Origin of the sequence: Pseudomonas sp. NPDC096950 (assembly GCF_044762525.1) — a bacterium.
GTDB lineage: Bacteria > Pseudomonadota > Gammaproteobacteria > Pseudomonadales > Pseudomonadaceae > Aquipseudomonas.
The window spans coordinates 1-18,047 of the sequence record NZ_JBIWEL010000026.1 but is presented as its reverse complement, the minus strand read 5'-3'; the positions used below and the strand labels follow the sequence as shown (position 1 = coordinate 18,047).

17 protein-coding genes are annotated in these 18,047 nt (G+C 59.2%); 11 read left to right on the top strand and 6 right to left on the bottom strand.

Annotated features, from left to right (window positions below):
- Positions 1-6 precede the first annotated feature (6 nt).
- The gene (locus tag ACIQY3_RS28515) at positions 7-1,002 is read right to left on the bottom strand and encodes a GlxA family transcriptional regulator (RefSeq protein ID WP_403026485.1); all 996 of its coding nucleotides are present in this window, start codon (positions 1,000-1,002) and stop codon (positions 7-9) included.
- A 101-nt stretch (positions 1,003-1,103) separates the two neighbouring features.
- On the opposite strand from ACIQY3_RS28515, the gene ACIQY3_RS28510 reads away from it, so the two are divergent.
- From ACIQY3_RS28510 to ACIQY3_RS28465, 10 genes are all read left to right on the top strand, one after another.
- Positions 1,104-1,652: a cysteine hydrolase family protein gene (locus ACIQY3_RS28510; RefSeq protein WP_403026481.1), complete on the top strand. Its 549-nt coding sequence runs from the start codon at positions 1,104-1,106 to the stop codon at positions 1,650-1,652.
- A 269-nt stretch (positions 1,653-1,921) separates the two neighbouring features.
- On the top strand, positions 1,922-2,503 hold the full coding sequence (locus tag ACIQY3_RS28505) for a YjfI family protein (protein ID WP_403026476.1): 582 nt from the start codon (positions 1,922-1,924) through the stop codon (positions 2,501-2,503).
- A gap of 23 nt (positions 2,504-2,526) precedes the next feature.
- Positions 2,527-3,225 (top strand): PspA/IM30 family protein, encoded by a 699-nt coding sequence (locus ACIQY3_RS28500; RefSeq protein WP_403026474.1) that lies wholly within the window; start codon positions 2,527-2,529, stop codon positions 3,223-3,225.
- 140 nt (positions 3,226-3,365) lie between these two features.
- Positions 3,366-3,929 carry a rhomboid family intramembrane serine protease gene (locus tag ACIQY3_RS28495; RefSeq protein ID WP_403026472.1) on the top strand — a complete coding sequence of 188 codons (564 nt, stop codon included), beginning with the start codon at positions 3,366-3,368 and terminating at the stop codon, positions 3,927-3,929.
- A 72-nt stretch (positions 3,930-4,001) separates the two neighbouring features.
- Positions 4,002-5,036 carry an ion channel gene (locus ACIQY3_RS28490; protein WP_403026469.1) on the top strand — a complete coding sequence of 345 codons (1,035 nt, stop codon included), beginning with the start codon at positions 4,002-4,004 and terminating at the stop codon, positions 5,034-5,036.
- Positions 5,023-5,715 carry a DUF2491 family protein gene (locus ACIQY3_RS28485; protein ID WP_403026467.1) on the top strand — a complete coding sequence of 231 codons (693 nt, stop codon included), beginning with the start codon at positions 5,023-5,025 and terminating at the stop codon, positions 5,713-5,715. The genes ACIQY3_RS28490 and ACIQY3_RS28485 overlap by 14 nt, the downstream gene beginning before the upstream one ends.
- Positions 5,716-5,730: 15 nt before the next feature.
- Positions 5,731-6,159 carry a DUF350 domain-containing protein gene (locus ACIQY3_RS28480; protein ID WP_403026464.1) on the top strand — a complete coding sequence of 143 codons (429 nt, stop codon included), beginning with the start codon at positions 5,731-5,733 and terminating at the stop codon, positions 6,157-6,159.
- A gap of 21 nt (positions 6,160-6,180) precedes the next feature.
- Positions 6,181-6,909, top strand: coding sequence for a DUF1190 domain-containing protein (locus tag ACIQY3_RS28475; RefSeq protein ID WP_403026462.1), 729 nt, complete (start codon positions 6,181-6,183; stop codon positions 6,907-6,909).
- 11 nt (positions 6,910-6,920) lie between these two features.
- Positions 6,921-8,078 carry a glutathionylspermidine synthase family protein gene (locus tag ACIQY3_RS28470; RefSeq protein WP_403026459.1) on the top strand — a complete coding sequence of 386 codons (1,158 nt, stop codon included), beginning with the start codon at positions 6,921-6,923 and terminating at the stop codon, positions 8,076-8,078.
- A gap of 146 nt (positions 8,079-8,224) precedes the next feature.
- Positions 8,225-10,429: an OsmC domain/YcaO domain-containing protein gene (locus ACIQY3_RS28465; protein ID WP_403026456.1), complete on the top strand. Its 2,205-nt coding sequence runs from the start codon at positions 8,225-8,227 to the stop codon at positions 10,427-10,429.
- A gap of 74 nt (positions 10,430-10,503) precedes the next feature.
- Here the strand turns inward: ACIQY3_RS28465 and ACIQY3_RS28460 are convergent, their stop codons facing one another.
- A complete protein-coding gene (locus ACIQY3_RS28460) occupies positions 10,504-11,031 on the bottom strand; it encodes a single-stranded DNA-binding protein (RefSeq protein WP_049711300.1) in 528 nt (175 codons plus the stop codon).
- Between the two features lie 9 nt (positions 11,032-11,040).
- On the bottom strand, positions 11,041-12,438 hold the full coding sequence (locus tag ACIQY3_RS28455) for an MFS transporter (RefSeq protein WP_403026451.1): 1,398 nt from the start codon (positions 12,436-12,438) through the stop codon (positions 11,041-11,043).
- Positions 12,439-12,629: 191 nt separating this feature from the next.
- Between ACIQY3_RS28455 and uvrA the strand changes: the two genes are divergently transcribed.
- Positions 12,630-15,464 (top strand): excinuclease ABC subunit UvrA, encoded by a 2,835-nt coding sequence (gene uvrA / locus ACIQY3_RS28450; RefSeq protein ID WP_403026448.1) that lies wholly within the window; start codon positions 12,630-12,632, stop codon positions 15,462-15,464.
- 77 nt (positions 15,465-15,541) lie between these two features.
- Here the strand turns inward: uvrA and bfr are convergent, their stop codons facing one another.
- The 3 genes from bfr to ACIQY3_RS28435 form a co-directional block, all read right to left on the bottom strand.
- Entirely contained in the window at positions 15,542-16,006 is a 465-nt protein-coding gene (gene bfr, locus ACIQY3_RS28445; RefSeq protein ID WP_007933692.1) for a bacterioferritin, read from the bottom strand.
- Between the two features lie 155 nt (positions 16,007-16,161).
- Positions 16,162-17,610 (bottom strand): catalase, encoded by a 1,449-nt coding sequence (locus tag ACIQY3_RS28440; protein WP_403026445.1) that lies wholly within the window; start codon positions 17,608-17,610, stop codon positions 16,162-16,164.
- Between the two features lie 241 nt (positions 17,611-17,851).
- Positions 17,852-18,047, bottom strand: a 196-nt coding sequence (locus ACIQY3_RS28435) for a bL17 family ribosomal protein (RefSeq protein WP_403026442.1), incomplete at its 5' end; no start/stop codon positions are given.

Sequence of the window (18,047 nt, the reverse complement as noted above, 5' to 3'; positions counted from 1 at the left end):
AATTCGTTACCGTGCTACAGCGACCGGCGGTGTCACCCCAAACCGCGCACGATAATCACTCGGCGCCAGCCCGGTGATTTTCTTGAACGTGGCGCGAAACGCGCTCGGGTCCTGGTAGCCCACGGTCCAGGCGATGTGGTCGATGGTGCCGTTGGTGAATTCGAGCATTTCCCGGGCCTTGCCGACCCGCAAATGCTGACAGTACTCGGTGGGTTTCAACCCGGTCGCCGCGCGGAAGCGGCGCAGGAAAGTGCGCTCTTCCAGCCCGGCTCGCTCGGCCATCGCCGTCAGCGACACGTCGGTGGCCCCGGTGCTTTGCAGCCAATGCTGGACCTTGAGAATCGACGCATCGCCATGGCTGAGAATCGGCGCAAAGTTGCTGCCGCACTCGCTCGCACTGTCGCTGTGCTCCACCACCAGAAACCGCGCGGTGCCACTGGCGATGCTCGGCCCCAGCAGGCGATCAACCATGCGCAAACCCAGCTCGGACCAGGCCATCAACCCGGCGGTGGTGATCAGGTCGCCGTCATCGACGATGGGCGTATCGGCCTTGAGCTGGATCGCCGGGTAACGTTCGGCAAAGGTTTTGGCCGAGGTCCAATGGGTAGTGGCGCTGCGACCGTCGAGCAGTCCGCTTTCCGCCAGCAGGATCGAACCCACGCACACGCCGCCCAGGGTCGCGCCTTGGGCATGTTGCTGGCGAATCCAGCGAATCAACCCCTGGGGCGCCTGGCTCTCGGAAAAGCCGCCAATCGACGGCGGGATCATTACCGCGACTAACGCACTGTCCGGACCGGGATGACTGTCATACACCCGCTCAGGCACCTGATCGCCCTCCCCGCGCCAATGACTGATGCGCAGCAACGGCAATTGCGCCGCCTGATGCTCGGCGGCGATACGGTTGGCGACCCCGAACAGGTCCGTCAACCCATGCACCGCCGCCATCTGCGCGCCGGGATAGATCAACACGCCCAGTTCGACGACTGCCCTTTCTACGCCCATTGTCAGTTTTCCCCCTTCTATTGTCGGTGTGGCCAATCCTCGGCGGGCCGGCCAGCGCCAATACTTCATTCCACACCCATACACACTTCGAGGAAACACCCATGGCCAAGCAAGCGCTCATCGTAGTCGATATCCAGAACGACTACTTCCCCCAAGGCAAGTGGCCGCTGGTCGGTGCCGACGCGGCGGCGGACAAGGCTGTACGCCTGATCAACGCCTTCCGCGAGGCCGGTGACCCGGTGGTGCACATCCGCCATGAATTCACTTCCGACGCCGCGCCGTTCTTCACGCCAGGTTCCGACGGCGCGAAGCTGCACCCTAAAGTCCTCAACCGCGCCGACGAGCCGGTGGTGCTCAAGCACTTCGTCAACTCGTTCCGCGAAACCGAGCTGGAAGCCATCCTTGACCAGCAAGGCATCGAAAATCTGGTAGTTGTCGGCAGCATGAGCCACATGTGCGTCGATGGCATCACCCGCGCCGCCGCCGACCTGGGCTATACCGTGACGGTGATCCACGATGCCTGCGCCACTCGCGACCTGGAGTTCAATGGTGTAACAGTGCCGGCCGCCCATGTGCATGCATCGTTTATGGCGGCGCTGGCTTTTGCTTATGCGAGCGTGGTGTCGGCGGACGAATTCCTCGCCGGCTGACGTTATCGAAACAACTGGATAAACAAAAAGGCCCGCAGCGTTCTCGCGCTGCGGGCCTTTGTATTTCCGTTCGTAAAAATCTCACGCGTGAGCTATTGAGCGCTGCAAATAATCACTGTAGTGTTTCTCACGCGTGAGATTTTCACTACGGAGTCACCAGCATGAAAAGTAGCTCTCCACCAGGTCCGCCTGCCGAGCCTGTTCCCGATACAGCGAGCCGCAAGGGAGAGCGCTCGAAACCGTCCGCGAAAAAACCGTCGAGTTTCTACATGAAGCAGATGCGCGCGGGCCTGGGTGCCGCCGGTTATGTGAAACACGAGACTTGGGTGCTTCCCGAAAACCGAAGCCTGCTCAAGCAGATGGAGAAACAGCTACGCCAACCGATCCTGGCTGGCTCATTCATGTCGGAGAATTACATGAGCGCAGGTACAAACTGGAACATCGACCGCCTCTTCAGCGCCCTCCAGGCCCTTGATGAAGTGGTTTCCAACGACATCACCCTTTCCCTCGTTCAGGGCTCCGAGCCGAGCATCAAGCTGGAGATGAACGACTTCGGCGGCCTGCCGATTTACATCGCAGTGGTGGGCGAGCAGATCATCGTCGACACCGTGCTGGTGGACGTCGAGTCGATCAAGGACGTGCCGGCCTTCAACGACGCCGTACTGCGCAGCCGCGAGCTGTTCCCGCTGTCCTCGATCGGTATCGAGTCGATGCCGAACGGGCAGATCGTCTACAACATGTTCGGCGCATTGAGCTCCGATTCGAGCCTGACCAACGTCGTGACCGAGGTCAAAACCCTCGTCGACAACGTGCAGCGCGCCAGCGAAGCCTTTGAACGTTTCTTCCATTAATTTTCAGGAATAGGGATTACCCAATGACTCAGTCCATTTGGAGCAAATTGTTCACGGCGCTGCGCGGCGGCGCGAGTGAAGTCGGCGAGTCCATCGTCGACCAACAGGCCCTGCGTATCCTCGACCAGGAAATCCGCGATGCTGACAGCGCCCTGGCCAACGCCAAGCGCGAGCTGGTCACCATCATGGCCAAGCACAAACTGTCGGCTGATCGCGTGGCCGAGTACAACGCCAAGATCAAGGACCTGGAATCCAAGGCCATGGCCGCCATCCAGGCCAATCGTGAAGACCTGGCAATGGAAGTGGCCGAAGCCATTTCGACCCTGACCAACGAGCTCGATGTTGAACAAAAGCAGGCCACCGAATTCGGCGGTTACGCGGACAACATGCGCAAAGACATCACCAAGGCTGAAAACCGCATCAAAAGCCTGCGCCAGCAAGTGGACATGGCCAAGGCCCGCGAAAGCGTGCAGAAAGCCCAGGTCAGCGCTTCGATCGCCAGTGGCGGCGCCAACGGCAAGCTGGAAACTGCCGTCGGTACGCTGAATCGCCTGCAAGCCAAACAGCAGCAACGCGCTGCCGAGCTGGAAGCCCAGGACGAACTGGCCGACGCATCGACCGGCACCGATCTGGAACGCAAACTGCGCGAAGCCGGGATTACGCCGGACACCGGCAGCGCCAATGCGATCCTGGAACGTCTGAAGCAAAAATCGGCGCAGTAAACATAACCTGTGGGAGCGGGCTTGCTCGCGAAGGCGATGTGTCAGTTGATAGAAATATTGCCTGACACACCGCTTTCGCGAGCAAGCCCGCTCCCACATGGATTTGTGGTGTTCAATTTTTTGTCGAGTCGAGGTCAAGGATGGATGCCCTGAAGGGTTTCAAGATAATCGCCGGCCTGGCGATTTTCATGGTCGCGCTGCAGGTGCTCAACGCCGTCAGCGGCTACAGCCTTCTTTCATTTGGCCTGGTCCCGAGAACCCTCTACGGATTGCCCGGCATCCTCACTTCACCGTTTCTCCATGCTTCCTTCGCGCACTTGAGCGCCAACCTGATTCCTTTCTTGATCCTCGGCACCCTGGTCATCGTCGACGGACTCAATCGTTTCATCGCCGTCAGCGCGATTATTATCGGGCTGGGCGGTTTGCTGGTCTGGCTGTTCGGCTTTTCCGGCGTGCACATCGGCGCCAGCGGCTGGGTGTTCGGGCTGTGGGCGTACATCCTGTCGCGCGCCTGGTTCCAGCACAGTTGGGGCAACCTGATCACGGCAATTGTCGTCGCCCTGTTGTATGGCGGACTGGTCTTTGGTTTCCTGCCACGTCACGGCGTTTCCTTCGAAGGTCACCTCGCCGGGGCATTCGCCGGATTTATTGCAGCCAAGGTACTTCTCTCGGCGCCGCGCAACAGGTTTAATGCCGCCCGGTAAAGGCAATTGAACGTTCAGGGTTCGAGCCTGTGCACCGCCAGGAACGAGCCATCCCACGGAGTCAGGGACGTCATGTCGATTTTTCTTTTATTACGCGTGTACGCCGCGACCTTCTTCCACCGTTTCGGTTGGGCCGGACTGGCGATTGCCTTAGGCATCCACCTGAGCACGGCGTATCTCGGCCTGGTGCTTCTGGGCGAACAACACCTCACCGCCCCCGCCACGTTTACCTACTTCTATCTCACCACCACGCTGACTGTCGGCTACGGCGATCTCGCGCCGCAAACAGCCGCGGGACGCGTTTTCGTGGCTACCTGGGTCATGCTCGGAGGCATCGCGCTGTTGACGGCAGCCATCGGCAAAACCACCAGCAGCGTTATCGATGTTTGGAGAAAAGGCATGAAGGGCAAAGGCGATTTCACCGGCAAGACCGGCCATACGGTACTCATCGGCTGGGAAGGCTCGTCCAGCGAGCGGGTCATTGAGTTGCTGCTGGAGGATGAAACCTCCAACGACAACCTGATCGTGATTTGCGATTGCGACCTCGAAGAAAACCCGATGCCCGGCAAAGCCGCGTTTATCAAGGGCGAAAGCCTGTCCTCCGCCGCGCTGTTGTTGCGCGCCGGCGTGCCCGGGGCCGAACGCGTGCTGGTGCGCACCCATTCCGACGACCTGACCCTGGCCACCGTGCTGGCGGTCAATCAACTGAACCCGATCGGTCACGTCGTCGCCCATTTCAATGAAAGCGAAATCGCCGCTCTCGCCAGCTCCTACGCCCCGAGCCTGGAATGCACCTCAAGCATGGCCATCGAAATGCTGGTGCGCGCATCCCAGGATCCGGGCTCCTCTGTCGTCATCAACGAGTTACTGTGTGTGGGCCAAGGCGCCACGCAATACCTGATGAAACTGCCCGAAACCTATGTGGCCACCTTCGGCGAGCTGTACGCCCGGATGAAAGAACGCCACAACGCGACCCTCATCGGCTACCGCGCCAAGGGTGCGCAACAACCTTCGATCAATCCGCCCAACGCCACGCGCATTGAGGGCGGTGAACTCTTCTACATCGCCTCCACTCGCCTCAAGGAAATCTCCAATGGGATGGTTTAAACAGTTGATGGGGCTTGAGGCCCCGGCCACGGCCACGAATTCAAACTCGACCCCGAACTCGAAGTGGACCGCCAATAACACTCCGCCGGTGGTCGGCCCGCTAGGCCTGGCCCAAGGCAAAGGCGTGATGTTCGACAGCACCCTGAAGTTGCTGCTCGACGAAAAAACCACGGTGACCATCCCCGGTTCCCAGCAGATCTGGAGCGTCGGCCATGTCGACCTCGGGCAGTCGACCTGGCTGTCGCGCTATTACATGAACGACGAAGACTATTGGCTGCAAGTGCACACCACCGGCGAGATCGACGGGCAGGTCGAGTCAGTGATCCTGTTCAATTACCTCAGCTACGTGACCATCACCAGCGAAGCGGAATTGCGTCGACTGGCCGGCCCGCAAAGCTTGATCGGGCTGCCGACCTACACCCACAACGGCGTCGAATACACCCGTGAATGGGGCACCGAGGAAGGGCAAACGGAACTGGTGCCTCTCAGCGAACACGTGAGCAATCCGGACGAGTCCTACACCATCGAGCACCGTTCGATGCTGTATGCCCGCGACACCGGCCTGACCGATCGTCGCGAGTTGCTGCTGTTTTCCGTGGAGGAAGACGCGGAAGGCACCATCAGCCTGAGCACTTCGCTGGGTATTTCGTTGTACACCACCGACTTGAACACACTTTAAAAAAGGAAGATTCCCATGCTTGAAGCGCTCTCCATCTCCCTGAACAAGGCCGCCGTCCTCGGGTTTGTGTCGTACATCATCGGCGCCGCCGTGTTGTTCGCGCTGTTCCAGTTCATCTACACCCGCATCACGCCGCACAAGGAATTCGAACTGATTCGCGCCGGCAACGTGGCGGCGGCGATTGCCCTGGGTGGCGCGATCATCGGCTTCGCCATTCCCGCGAGCAACGTGATTGCCTACTCGATCAATATCCTCGACTTCGTGGTCTGGGCCGTGATCGCAGCGTTCGTCCAGTTGCTGGCGTTCCTGATGACCAGCCTGGTGCTCAAGGGCACGTCCGAGCGCATCCGCAATGGTGAAATTGCCGCCGGCATCTACGTGGCCGCCGTGGCCATCAGCGTCGGCATGCTCAACGCCGCGTGCATGACCCCTTCCCAGAACTGATCGCGCGCAACGGAGATTGTGATGAAACGAAGCAAGTACGTTCAGCTCTCCCTGGCCGCGTCGGTCGCCATGGCGATCTCAGGCTGCGGGCCAACGGAAAAAACCTACGAGATACACAAGAAGTACAACTTCCAGTCGGTCCAGCAGTGCGCCGATGAAAAACTGCCGGTCGACGTCTGCTCCGACGCCTACATGAAGGCCATGGCCGAGCATCGCCGCATCGCGCCGGTGTATGACAACCAGGCCGATTGCGACGCCGATTTTGTTGCCGACTGGTGCCAACAGGATTCCGCCGGCAAGTTCATCCCCAAGCTCGGCGGTTTCGAACTGAACGCCGAAGGCGAAGTGACGCAATCCGAAGTGGATGCGGCCAAGGCCCGCTTGCCCGCGTCGGAAGCCAGCGCCGCCAGTGGCTCGGGGTTCTCCGGCAGCAGCCTGCTGACCGGTTTGCTGATCGGCAACATGCTGAGCAACAACCGCAACAGCTACTACTCCGAGCCGGTGTACCGCTACCGCGATGACCGTGGCAGTTACTCGAACTCGACACTCAGCCAGCGGGTTTCGAGCGGTTCGACCTTTAACCGGTCCAACCAGGCGCGCTACGGCAGCAGCAACTACAGCGATACCATCACCCGCAGCAAAGCGGCGACGGTTGCCTCGGCCACTTCTCGCGGCGGCTTCGGCAGCCAGGCCAGTGCACGCAGTGGCTGGGGTGGATCGAGCAAGAGTTCTGGCGGCTCGAGCAGTTAAGGAGCAGGGCCATGAAGAAAATCCTCTGCGCCGAACGTCATGACTGGAAACAGACCGCCGAAAGTCTCGGCTTTCTGTTCCACACCATTGACGACGAACCCTATTGGGACGAGAGCGCGTACTACCAGTTCACGCTCAAGCAGATCGAAAACGATCTGGAAGACCCGACCACCGAACTGCATGACATGTGCATGGACCTGGTGGCCCGCGTGGTGCAGAGCGAGGAATTGCTGGAGCGCCTGAGCATTCCCAAGCCGTTCTTCGACCTGGTCCGCACCTCATGGCTCGAAGGCCATCCGCATTTGTACGGGCGCATGGACTTCTCCTACAACGGCAGCGGGCCGGCCAAGTTGCTGGAGCTCAACTACGACACGCCGACCAGTTTGTATGAAGCAGCGGCGTTTCAGTGGGGCTGGCTGGAGCAATGCATTGAACGCGGCCTGCTGCCCAAGCATGCCGACCAGTTCAACAGCATCGACACCAAGCTGCATCAGGCTTTTGCGCAGTTGCAGCTCAAGCAACCGTTCTACTTCGCCTCGATGAAAGACTCGGTCGAAGACAAAGGCACCACCGACTACCTGCGCCTGATTGCGGAAAAGGTCGGCATCGAATCCCGCCACATCGACCTCGAAGACATCGGCCTCACCGCTGACGGACGCTTCGTGGATCTCGAAGATCGCTGGATTCCGCACCTGTTCAAGCTGCACGCCTGGGAGTTCATCTTCCACGAGCCGTTTGGCGCCGCGATCGCCCAAAGCGATACGCAGTTTTTCGAGCCGGCCTGGAAATCGATCATCTCCAACAAAGGCATCCTGCCGTTGCTGTGGGAATTCAACAAAGGTCACCCGAACCTGCTCGCGGCGCATGTGGACACCGACCCGAACCAAGCGGTGCCGAAAGGCTGGGTGCGCAAGCCCTACTTCTCCCGGGAAGGCGCCAACATCGAGTTGCAAACCACCGACGGTCTGATCGTCAAAGAGGACGGGCCCTACACGGATGCGCCGTTTATCCTTCAGGAGTTCGCCCCGCTGCCCCGGTTTGGCGACAGCTTCACGCTGGTGGGTTCGTGGGTGATTGGCGACCAAGCGGCCGGCATCGGCGTGCGCGAAGACAACAGCCTGATCACCAAGGATTCGAGCCGGTTTCTGCCGCACCTGATCCTCGATTGATCGATCCATCGCCCACAAATAAGCCCGGTGCCGTGCATCGGGCTTCAGGGTGAAACGGATGTAAACCAGGCACAGAACGAGACTTACGACTGAAAAGCCGGATAATGGCGGCCAATTCGTCTATCCCGTTATTCTGGTAATCCCCCATGGAAATCAAGGTCAACTTTCTCGACAACCTTCGGCTTGAAGCAAAGTTCGATGACTTCACGGTGGTGGCCGATCAACCTATCCGCTACAAGGGCGATGGCTCGGCACCGGGCCCGTTCGATTACTTCCTGGCTTCCTCGGCGCTGTGTGCGGCGTATTTCGTGAAGTTGTACTGCGACACCCGCAGTATTCCCACCGAAAATATCCGCCTGTCGCAGAACAACATTGTCGATCCGGAAAACCGCTACAACCAGATTTTCAAGATTCAGGTCGAGCTGCCTGCGGACATTTCCGACAAGGACCGCCAGGGCATCCTGCGCTCCATCGACCGCTGCACCGTGAAAAAAGTGGTGCAAGCAGGGCCTGAATTTGTCATCGAAGAAGTGGAAAACCTCGACGCCGACGCCCAGGCGTTGTTGATGCCGGCTTCCACTTCAGAGGCGAGCACTTATATCGTCGGCAAGGATCTGCCGCTGGAGCAGACCATCGCCAACATGTCAGCCATTCTGGCGGACCTGGGCATGAAGATTGAAATCGCCTCGTGGCGCAATATCGTGCCCAACGTGTGGTCGCTGCACATCCGCGACGCGCACTCGCCGATGTGTTTCACCAATGGCAAGGGCTCGACCAAGGAAGGCGCCTTGGCGTCGGCGCTGGGCGAGTTTATCGAGCGACTCAACTGCAACTTCTTCTACAACGACCAGTTCTGGGGCGAAGACATCGCCAACGCAGCATTCGTGCATTACCCGGACGAACGCTGGTTCAAGCCTGGCCGTAAAGATGCACTGCCGAGCGAAATCCTCGACGAGTACTGCCTGAAGGTTTACAACCGCGAAGGCGAGTTGCGTGGCTCCCACCTGATCGACACCAACTCGGGCAATGAAGAACGCGGCATCTGCTCGCTGCCGTTCGTGCGCCAGTCGGACGGCGAAGTCGTGTATTTCCCGTCCAACCTGATCGAGAACCTGTTCCTGAGCAACGGCATGAGCGCCGGTAACACGCTGGCCGAAGCCCAGGTGCAGTGCCTGTCGGAGATCTTCGAGCGCGCGGTCAAACGCGAAATCATCGAAGGCGAATTTGCCCTGCCGGACGTGCCGGCGGAAGTGCTGGCGAAATACCCCGGGATTCTGGCCGGGATTCAGGCGCTGGAAGAACAAGGGTTCCCCGTGCTGGTGAAGGATGCGTCCCTGGGCGGTGAATTCCCGGTGATGTGCGTCACGCTGATGAACCCGCGTACCGGCGGTGTATTCGCGTCGTTCGGCGCGCACCCGAGCCTGGAAGTGGCGCTGGAGCGCAGCCTCACCGAATTGTTGCAGGGCCGCAGCTTCGAAGGCCTCAACGACTTGCCTCAGCCGACGTTTGAAGGCCATGCGGTGACCGAGCCGAACAACTTCGTCGAGCACTTTATCGACTCCAGCGGTGTGGTGTCGTGGCGCTTTTTCAGCTCCAAGTCGGATTACGAATTCGTGGAGTGGGACTTCTCCGGCCAGGGTGAAAACTCGAATGCCGAGGAAGCCGCGACCTTGTTTGGCATTCTCAAAGACATGGGCAAAGAAGTGTACATGGCGGTCTACGAGCATATCGGCGCGAAGGCCTGCCGCATCCTGGTGCCGGACTATTCGGAAATCTATCCCGCCGACGATCTGATCTGGGATAACACCAACAAAGCGCTGTTCTTCCGCGCCGACATCCTGAACCTGCATAGCCTCGACGAAGAAGAACTGCGAGCGTTGGTTGAGCGTCTGGTGGAAAGTGAGCTGGATGACTACACCGACATCACCAGCCTGATCGGCATCGAATTCGACGACAATACGGCGTGGGGTCAGCTGACGATCCTGGAGTTGAAACTGCTGATTTATCTCGCCTTGCAGCAATACGAAGAGGCGAAGGAAGCGGTGGAAATGTTCCTGCAGTACAACGACAACACGGTTGAGCGCGGCTTGTTCTACCAGGCGGTCAATGTTGTGTTGGAGATGAAACTGGACGAAGACCTGGAACTGGAAGACTACGAGGCCAATTTCCGCCGGATGTTTGGCAAGGAACGCACGGACGCGGCAATCGGCTCGGTGGACGGCAGCGTGCGCTTCCACGGCTTGACGCCGACCAGCATGAAACTAGAAGGCCTCGACCGGCACCTGCGGTTGATCGAGAGCTACAAGAAACTGCACTCGGCACGGGCCAATGTGGCCGCGTTAACCCGCTAAACAACGCCAACAAAAAAGCGAAGCCAGATGAGTGGCTTCGCTTTTTTTGTTTACGGTTCTGAGAAAGCTACAAATCAGAACGGGATATCGTCATCAAAGCTGTCGAAATCCGGAGCCGGTTGCGGCGCGGCCTGCTGTGGAGGCGGAGCCTGGCGCGACTGTTGCGGTGCCGACTGCTGCGGACGCGGAGCCTGCTGGCGTGGGGCTGGAGCGGACTGCTGGTAGTTATTGCCCCCGCCTTGTTGCTCGCCCTGTTGTGGACGGCCGCCCAGCAGCTGCATGGTGCCTTGCATGTCGACCACGATTTCAGTGGTGTAACGCTTGATACCGTCTTTTTCCCACTCGCGGGTTTGCAGCTTGCCTTCGATGTAGACCTGCGAACCTTTGCGCAGGTATTCGCCGGCGATCTCGGCAACTTTGCCGAACATCGAAACACGGTGCCATTCGGTCTTCTCGACCTTCTGACCGGTTTGCTTGTCGGTCCACTGTTCGCTGGTCGCCAGACTCAGGTTGGTCACGGCGTTACCGTTAGGCAAGTAGCGAACTTCGGGATCCTGGCCGCAAGTACCGACCAATATGACTTTGTTAACCCCACGGGCCATAACGTTCTCCTAGGCTACGCACGCTGCCTCGGGCGGGTTGTTCACCAGGCGCTCGAGGGTGGTGCGATCCAATAGTTCTGTGTCCAATTTGATGTAAATCGCCGCTTCGTCTGCAACGATCACTGCATCTGTTACCCCTACGACGGCCTTCAGGCGCTCGACCAGACCCGCTTCGCGGATCGCCTCGGCCGACAACGGCAAGCGCAGGCTCGTCACGTAGGGAGGTTCGCGCATGGTAACAGCAAAGGCTAGCCAAAGTGCAGCCAGGCCGGCGCATCCAAGGAACACAACCGACAAACCGCCATGCTGGAAAAGCCAGCCTCCGAGGATGCCACCGAGCGCCGAGCCAAGGAACTGGCTGGTGGAATAAACCCCCATCGCCGTGCCCTTCCCGCCCGCTGGTGAAACCTTGCTGATCAGCGATGGCAAGGAAGCTTCCAGCAGATTGAACGCGGTAAAGAACACCACCGTCCCGATCACCAGAGCTCGCAAGCTGTCGCCGAACTGCCAGAAGAATAGCTCAGTGAGCATCAGCGTCGCGACGGCGCCCAATAAAACTCGTTTCATTTTGCGTTTCTTCTCGCCGTAAATGATGAACGGGATCATGGCGAAGAAGGAGATCAGCAGCGCGGTCAGGTAGACCCACCAGTGCTGCTCTTTGGGCAGCCCGGCTTTTTCGACCAGGGCCAGGGGCAATGCAACGAAGCTCGACATCAACATTGCATGTAACACAAAAATGCCCAGATCCAGGCGCAACAGGTCAGGGTGCTTGAGTGTTGGCAGCAACGCCTGGCGCGCGACGCCGGATTCGCGATGCTGCAACGGCCCGGTGGATTTCGGCACCATGAACATCACGATCACGATCCCGAATAGCGCCATGCAGCCGGTGGCGAGGAACAGTCCGGACAGTCCGAAGGCACGGGTCAGCAGCGGTCCAACCACCATCGCGACAGCGAACGACAGCCCGATCGTCATGCCGATCATGGCCATGGCTTTGGTCCGGTGCTGCTCGCGGGTCAGGTCTGACAGCAAGGCCATGACCGCTGCGGAAATCGCCCCGGCGCCTTGCAGGACGCGTCCAGCGATAACTCCCCAGATCGAATCGGCATTCGCCGCCAGCACGCTGCCGAGGGCGAAAACGATCAGCCCCAGGTAAATCACCGGACGTCGGCCGATGCGGTCGGAAATGATCCCGAACGGAATCTGGAAAAGCGCCTGGGTCAGGCCGTAAGCGCCAATCGCCAGCCCGATAAGGGCCGGGGTCGCTCCCGCCAGATCCATCCCATAGGTCGCCAGTACCGGCAACACCATGAACATGCCAAGCATACGGAAGGCGAACACCAGGGCCAGACCGCTTGCTGCGCGGGTCTCACTGCCACTCATGCGTTCGCTGTGGGGATCGTGCATGGAAAAACCTCATGTGAACCGGCGGCGATTCTACCAGTCCCATCGATTGACGGGGTATATCGCGACGCTATGACGCGCATAGATGACGCAGTCTTCATGTAAGCCTGCGCGCCCTGCATTTGATAGTGTGCATCCATCCAGTATTTGGCCGTATACTCCTACGTTTTCGACGCCCGCCGAGCGAGGCCACTTTGGACAAGATCCTGATTCGTGGGGCCCGAACCCACAACCTGAAGAACATCGACCTGACCCTGCCACGGGACCAACAGATCGTCATCACCGGCCTGTCCGGATCCGGCAAGTCTTCCCTGGCATTCGACACGCTGTACGCCGAAGGCCAGCGCCGCTATGTCGAATCGCTGTCGGCCTACGCCCGGCAGTTCCTGTCGATGATGGAAAAGCCTGACGTCGACACCATCGAAGGCCTGTCGCCAGCGATCTCCATCGAACAGAAGTCGACCTCGCATAACCCGCGTTCGACGGTCGGCACCATCACCGAAATCTACGACTACTTGCGTCTGCTGTACGCCCGCGTCGGTATTCCGCGCTGCCCGGATCACGACATTCCGCTGGAAGCCCAGACCGTCAGCCAGATGGTCGACCTGGTCCTCGCGCAACCGGAAGGCAGCAAGTTGATGCTGCTGGCCCCGGTGATTCGCGAGCGTAAAGGCGAGCATCTGTCGGTCTTCGAAGAACTGCGCGCCCAGGGTTTTGTGCGTGCGCGGGTCAACGGCCGGCTGTGCGAGCTGGACGAGTTGCCGAAGCTGGATAAACAGAAGAAGCATTCGATTGAGGTGGTGGTCGACCGCTTCAAGGTCCGCGCCGATCTGCAACAGCGCCTCGCCGAATCCTTCGAGACTGCGCTGAAACTAGCAGACGGTATCGCGCTGGTGGCGCCGATGGACGACGAGCCTGGCGAAGAGATCATCTTCTCCGCGCGCTTCGCTTGCCCAATCTGTGGCCACGCGATCAGCGAGCTGGAACCCAAGCTGTTCTCCTTCAACAACCCGGCCGGCGCCTGCCCGACATGCGATGGCCTGGGCGTTAAGCAGTTCTTCGACATCAAGCGATTGGTGAACGGTGAACTGACCCTGGCCGAAGGCGCGATACGCGGCTGGGACAGGCGCAACGTGTATTACTTCCAGATGCTCGGGTCGCTGGCGTCCCACTACAAATTCAGCCTGGAAGTGCCGTTCAACGACCTGCCGGTCGATCAGCAGAAATTCATCCTGCACGGCAGCGGTTCGCAGAACGTCGACTTCAAGTACCTGAACGATCGTGGCGATATCGTCAAACGCTCGCACCCGTTCGAAGGCATCGTGCCGAACCTGGAACGTCGCTACCGCGAAACCGAGTCCGCCTCGGTGCGCGAAGAGCTGGCGAAATTCCTCAGCACCCAGCCTTGCCCGGACTGCCGTGGCACGCGTCTGCGTCGCGAAGCGCGGCACGTTTGGGTGGGCGAGAAGACTTTGCCGGCGGTGACCAATCTGCCTATTGGCGATGCTTGCGAATATTTCGGCGTGTTGAAGCTGACAGGCCGTCGCGGCGAAATTGCCGACAAGATTCTCAAGGAAATCCGCGAGCGTCTGCAGTTCCTGGTTAACGTTGGTCTTGATTATTTGTCGCTGGATCGCAGCGCCGACACGCTGTCCGGCGGTGAAGCCCAGCGTATTCGCCTGGCCAGTCAGATCGGTGCGGGCCTGGTGGGGGTTCTCTACATCCTCGATGAACCGTCGATTGGCTTGCACCAGCGGGACAACGATCGTTTGCTCGGCACCCTCAAGCACCTGCGCGACATCGGCAACACGGTGATTGTGGTCGAGCACGACGAGGATGCGATTCGTCTGGCGGACTACGTGGTGGACATCGGCCCTGGTGCCGGCGTACATGGCGGGCATATCGTCGCCGAAGGTACCCCAGCCGAAGTCATGGCCCACCCGGACTCGCTGACCGGTAAGTACCTGTCGGGCCGGGTGAAGATTGCCGTGCCGGCCAAACGTACGCCGCGCAACAAGAAAATGACCCTGTCGCTCAAGGGTGCTCGTGGCAACAACCTGCGCAATGTTGATCTGGAGATTCCGCTGGGTCTGCTGACGTGCGTGACCGGCGTGTCCGGTTCAGGCAAGTCGACACTGATCAACAACACGCTGTTCCCGTTGAGCGCCACCGCACTCAATGGTGCGACGACGCTGGAAGCTGCCGCTCACGACAGCATCAAGGGCCTGGAGCACCTGGACAAGGTTGTGGACATCGACCAGAGCCCGATCGGTCGGACGCCGCGTTCCAACCCGGCGACGTACACTGGGCTGTTTACGCCGATTCGCGAGCTGTTCGCCGGCGTGCCCGAGTCCCGTTCCCGTGGTTACGGCCCGGGGCGTTTCTCCTTCAACGTGAAGGGCGGACGCTGCGAGGCCTGTCAGGGCGATGGTCTGATCAAGGTGGAAATGCACTTCCTGCCGGACATCTATGTGCCGTGCGACGTCTGCAAGAGCAAGCGCTACAACCGCGAAACCCTGGAGATCAAGTACAAGGGCAAGAGCATCCACGAAACCCTCGAGATGACCATCGAGGAAGCCCGGGTGTTCTTCGACGCGGTTCCGGCCCTGGCGCGCAAGCTCCAGACGCTGATGGATGTTGGCCTGTCGTACATCAAGCTTGGTCAATCCGCGACGACGCTGTCCGGGGGTGAAGCTCAACGGGTGAAACTGTCCCGCGAGCTGTCCAAGCGCGATACCGGCAAGACCCTGTACATCCTCGATGAGCCGACCACGGGCCTGCACTTCGCCGATATCCAGCAATTGCTCGACGTGCTGCATCGCCTGCGCGACCACGGCAACACGGTGGTGGTGATCGAACACAACCTCGACGTGATCAAGACTGCCGACTGGTTGGTGGATCTGGGGCCGGAAGGCGGTTCCAAAGGCGGGCAGATCATTGCCGTTGGTACGCCGGAAGAAGTGTCGGAGATGAAGCAGTCTCACACCGGCTTCTACCTCAAGCCGCTGCTGGCTCGCGACAAGGCCTGATTCAGGCCCATGAAAAAGCCCCTGTCACTTTGTCGGTGACAGGGGCTTTTTTGTGTCCGGGTATTTTTATCCGGGAGTCAGAACTGCGATTGCAGGTAATTCTCCAGACCGATCAACTTGATCAGACCCAACTGCTTTTCCAGCCAGTAGGTGTGATCTTCTTCGGTGTCGTTCAGCTGAATACGCAGGATCTCACGGCTGACGTAGTCCTTGTGCAGCTCGCAGAGCTCGATGCCCTTGCAGAGTGCGGCTCGGACCTTGTATTCCAGTCGCAGGTCGGCAGCGAGCATGTCAGGCACCGTGGTGCCGACGTCCAGATCGTCCGGCCGCATGCGTGGCGTGCCTTCGAGCATCAGGATGCGACGCATCAGGGCGTCAGCGTGCTGCGCCTCTTCTTCCATTTCGTGGTTGATACGTTCGTAGAGCTCGGTGAAACCCCAGTCCTCGTACATCCGCGAATGGATGAAATATTGATCACGCGCCGCCAGTTCGCCGGTCAGCAACGTGTTGAGGTAATCGATTACGTCTGGGTGGCCTTGCATCGCCCTACATCTCCCTGCTTGAAAGTCTGTAGTTTGAACCAAGGAGACTGTTTGGTCACGCCGATTGCGCGATAAAAGCGAAGATATTCTGAGAAAAGTGGTTTAAATAACGCAAAAACCGCCCAAATGAGGGCGGTTCTGCTTCTCGTTTAGACTTAGTTAAGCTGTACGCCCAACGCCTTTGCGATTGCTTCTCCATACGCCGGGTCAGCTTTGTAGAAGTGCTGCAATTGACGATCTACAACATCACCGGAAACTCCAGCCATTGCGCCGGCGATGTTGTTGATCAGCAGGGTCTTCTGCTGATCACTCATCAGGCGGAACAGTGCACCGGCGTGGCTGTAGTAATCCGTATCTTCGCGGTGATCGTAACGATCAGCCGCACCACTCAGGGCTAACGCAGGCTCGGCGTAACGAGGTGCTTGCTTCGGCGACTCTACGTAGCTGTTCGGCTCGTAGTTGGGCGCCGCACCACCGTTGCTGCCAAATGCCATGGAACCGTCGCGCTGGTAGTTATTAACCGGGTTGCGCGGAGCATTCACCGGCAATTGCTGGTGGTTGGTGCCTATGCGGTAGCGGTGGGCATCGGCGTAAGCGAACACACGACCTTGCAGCATGCGATCCGGCGACAGACCAACACCTGGGACCATGTTGCTCGGACCGAATGCCGCTTGCTCCACTTCAGCGAAGTAGTTTTGCGGATTGCGATTGAGCTCCAGTTCGCCCACTTCGATCAGCGGGAATTCTTTCTGCGACCAGGTCTTGGTCACGTCGAACGGGTTCTCGTAGTGCGCCGCAGCCTGGGCCTCGGTCATGATCTGGATGCAGACACGCCATTTCGGGAAATCACCGCGCTCGATCGCACCGAACAAATCGCGCTGAGCGTAATCCGGGTCAGTACCGGCCAGGCGTGCAGCGTCTGCAGGCGCCAGGTTCTTGATCCCTTGCTTCGTCTTGTAGTGCCATTTCACCCAGTGACGCTCGCCAACGGCGTTGATCAGGCTGTAGGTGTGACTGCCGAAGCCGTGCATGTGACGGTAGCCGTCAGGGATGCCGCGGTCTGAGAACAGAATGGTGACCTGGTGCAGCGCCTCTGGAGAGTGCGACCAGAAGTCCCACATCATCTGTGCACTTTTCAGGTTGCTTTGCGGCAAGCGTTTTTGAGTGTGGATAAAGTCAGGGAATTTCAGTGGATCGCGAATGAAGAACACGGGCGTGTTGTTGCCAACGATGTCCCAGTTACCTTCTTCGGTATAGAACTTCAGGGCGAAGCCGCGTGGATCGCGCTCGGTATCCGCCGAACCACGCTCACCGCCGACGGTGGAAAACCGCAGGAAGGTCGGAGTCTGCTTGCCAACGGATTCGAACAACTTGGCGCTGGTGTATTCAGTGATGTCGCGGGTAACGGTGAACGTGCCGTAAGCACCCGAGCCTTTGGCATGAACGCGACGCTCAGGGATGTTTTCACGGTTGAAGTGGGCAAGCTTCTCGAGCAGGTGAAAATCGTCGAGCAGCAGCGGACCACGAGGACCGGCGGAACGAGAATTCTGGTTGTCGGCGACAGGAGCGCCACTGGCGGTCGTAAGCGTTTTGTTTTGGCTCATGCGATCTTCTTCCTCTGTCAGTGTTGGAACTGCCGGCTAATCGGCTTGGGACGGAGTATTGACCATTGATCAGGAAGGCTACAAATTCATTAATTTGTAGAGATCAATAGAAAAATACTACCAACGAATCCTGTTCGCATCATGACGGCAGCAACCGCAGGGAAGCTTGTATGAACAGCGCGTTTCTTACAGGCACAAAAAACCGGGCACTAGGCCCGGTTCTTCGTTTCAGACTGACGTCTTACTCAGCGGATACAGCTTCACCGCCAACTGGACGATCAACCAACTCGACGTACGCCATAGGCGCGTTGTCGCCAGTGCGGAAGCCGCACTTGAGGATGCGCAGGTAGCCACCCTCACGGGTAGCGTAACGCTTGCCCAGGTCGTTGAAGAGCTTACCGACGATAGCTGTCGAGCGTGGCCGGGCGCAGGCGCGG

Coding starts and splice junctions, on each gene's coding strand:
- ACIQY3_RS28515 (WP_403026485.1), bottom strand. CDS start 1,002: ATGGGCGTAGAAAGGGCAGTCGTCGAACTGGGCGTGTTGATCTATCCC.
- ACIQY3_RS28510 (WP_403026481.1), top strand. CDS start 1,104: ATGGCCAAGCAAGCGCTCATCGTAGTCGATATCCAGAACGACTACTTC.
- ACIQY3_RS28505 (WP_403026476.1), top strand. CDS start 1,922: ATGAAGCAGATGCGCGCGGGCCTGGGTGCCGCCGGTTATGTGAAACAC.
- ACIQY3_RS28500 (WP_403026474.1), top strand. CDS start 2,527: ATGACTCAGTCCATTTGGAGCAAATTGTTCACGGCGCTGCGCGGCGGC.
- ACIQY3_RS28495 (WP_403026472.1), top strand. CDS start 3,366: ATGGATGCCCTGAAGGGTTTCAAGATAATCGCCGGCCTGGCGATTTTC.
- ACIQY3_RS28490 (WP_403026469.1), top strand. CDS start 4,002: ATGTCGATTTTTCTTTTATTACGCGTGTACGCCGCGACCTTCTTCCAC.
- ACIQY3_RS28485 (WP_403026467.1), top strand. CDS start 5,023: ATGGGATGGTTTAAACAGTTGATGGGGCTTGAGGCCCCGGCCACGGCC.
- ACIQY3_RS28480 (WP_403026464.1), top strand. CDS start 5,731: ATGCTTGAAGCGCTCTCCATCTCCCTGAACAAGGCCGCCGTCCTCGGG.
- ACIQY3_RS28475 (WP_403026462.1), top strand. CDS start 6,181: ATGAAACGAAGCAAGTACGTTCAGCTCTCCCTGGCCGCGTCGGTCGCC.
- ACIQY3_RS28470 (WP_403026459.1), top strand. CDS start 6,921: ATGAAGAAAATCCTCTGCGCCGAACGTCATGACTGGAAACAGACCGCC.
- ACIQY3_RS28465 (WP_403026456.1), top strand. CDS start 8,225: ATGGAAATCAAGGTCAACTTTCTCGACAACCTTCGGCTTGAAGCAAAG.
- ACIQY3_RS28460 (WP_049711300.1), bottom strand. CDS start 11,031: ATGGCCCGTGGGGTTAACAAAGTCATATTGGTCGGTACTTGCGGCCAG.
- ACIQY3_RS28455 (WP_403026451.1), bottom strand. CDS start 12,438: ATGCACGATCCCCACAGCGAACGCATGAGTGGCAGTGAGACCCGCGCA.
- bfr (WP_007933692.1), bottom strand. CDS start 16,006: ATGCAAGGCCACCCAGACGTAATCGATTACCTCAACACGTTGCTGACC.
- ACIQY3_RS28440 (WP_403026445.1), bottom strand. CDS start 17,610: ATGAGCCAAAACAAAACGCTTACGACCGCCAGTGGCGCTCCTGTCGCC.